2 protein-coding genes are annotated in these 1,590 nt (G+C 23.8%); both read right to left on the reverse strand.

Annotated features, from left to right (window positions below):
• Positions 1-207 precede the first annotated feature (207 nt).
• On the reverse strand, positions 208-630 hold the full coding sequence (locus U881_RS0100015) for an Mlp family lipoprotein (protein WP_024652865.1): 423 nt from the start codon (positions 628-630) through the stop codon (positions 208-210).
• A gap of 233 nt (positions 631-863) precedes the next feature.
• Positions 864-1,439 carry a hypothetical protein gene (locus U881_RS0100020; RefSeq protein ID WP_024652866.1) on the reverse strand — a complete coding sequence of 192 codons (576 nt, stop codon included), beginning with the start codon at positions 1,437-1,439 and terminating at the stop codon, positions 864-866.
• Between the last annotated feature and the right edge of the window lie 151 nt (positions 1,440-1,590).

Here is a 1,590-nt window from a genome sequence, read left to right on the forward strand (position 1 = left end):
AGAGCATATAAAGTCCATCTTTTCATTCTTAACTTACCTTTTACTTTCGGTTAACACAAAGTCAACTTCCTTTACTTTTTACAGCCTTTTAATTTATTCCCTTTTCTCTTTTTGCTTGTTCTTTTGTAAATATTTTCTTCAAAATTTTTTTTCTTTTTTAAATCCCTTTTTGAAATTTCCTTTGAGAATTTGTTTGTAATTTTATCTTTATCCCCCTGCTCCACAAGTACTTGTTGCTCCTTCTTTAAATCCAGATAATGTATTATCATCCATTTTGTTAAAGTAGCCTTGTATTACGTTTTTAAAAGTGTTTTTACCATCATCATTATTATTGCAACTTTCAAGTTGAGTCTTTATATGCTCCAAAGCTTCTTTAATCTTAGATTGACCAAATAGTACAAATTTATTAAACTTTTCTTCATCATTCAATGCTTCTTTTAAGAAATTTAGATTTATTTTTTCAGTATCATTTAACTTTTCTTTGAGTATTTCTTCTGGTGTTTTTTTAGCTTCTTCTATTTGTTCTTCTGAATCTCTTTGGGGTTTATTATCAGAATTCTTTTTTTGTTTGTACGCGTCACAACTATTAATTAGTAATAATAATATCAAAATAATACTGATTTTTTTCATTTAAATTTCCTTACATATATGATTGAAAAAAAGTATATATCAGTTATCTTATTGTTTACTTGTTTTGTAAAGTTTAATGTTTTGTTATAGTTTATAGTTATTTCTTTTAAGGTTTTGAATTTAAGGAATAAGAAGTATATGGGTTATATCATTAATTGTTAAATGATCCCTTTTTTCATAATATTGGAAAAATATTTTTCCAATATTATGAATTTTGTTATTTTGTATGGGTTTTACTTGTTTGATTTTTCAATTATTAGCATAATTTTTATAGTTGTTAAGATTTCCTTAAGTCTATTAAACGTTTCTTCATTAGTATTTGTATCGAATATATAATGTATACCTTTAGTAATAGGTTTTGAGTCATCTTCTGGCTGGATCTCAAAATCTAAGTCACTTTTAGCATTTAAAAAAAGAATATGGGTTAGATATTGTTTAATAGTCATTTCAGGATTGTCGAGTTTTTTATTCTTTTCAAATTCACTATAAATAATAGTAAATATATTAGATAGTTCTTTTTGTTTTTTAGGATTATTTAAAAGCCATTTATAAAAACCAGGGTATTTATCTATTATTTTTTTAAACTTATTGAGTAATTCTGCTGGAACCACTACTGTACCATTATTATGTTTTTGAACAATACTTTGTGATTTTTTGTGTATTTCATTAAGTCCATGACTGAGTAATTCAACCTTTTCCTTTTCGTCCTTAGTTAATGGGCTTTCTTCTTGAGGTTTTGTTCCATCTATTTTACAACAAAAAAGTAGTAATAAACTATAAAACATTAAATAATTTATGTATTTGATCATATAATATTCTCCTTATTTTAAGTGTTTTCATTATAGATTAGTTATTTTGTTTTGTATAGATATACTTGTAATTATTTATTTCTTTTGTAAAGTTTAATGTTTTGTTATAAAGTTTATGTAAACAAAATTAATTTTTGTTAACTTATTGTTA

Source organism: Borrelia persica No12 (assembly GCF_000500045.1).
Classification (GTDB): domain Bacteria; phylum Spirochaetota; class Spirochaetia; order Borreliales; family Borreliaceae; genus Borrelia; species Borrelia persica.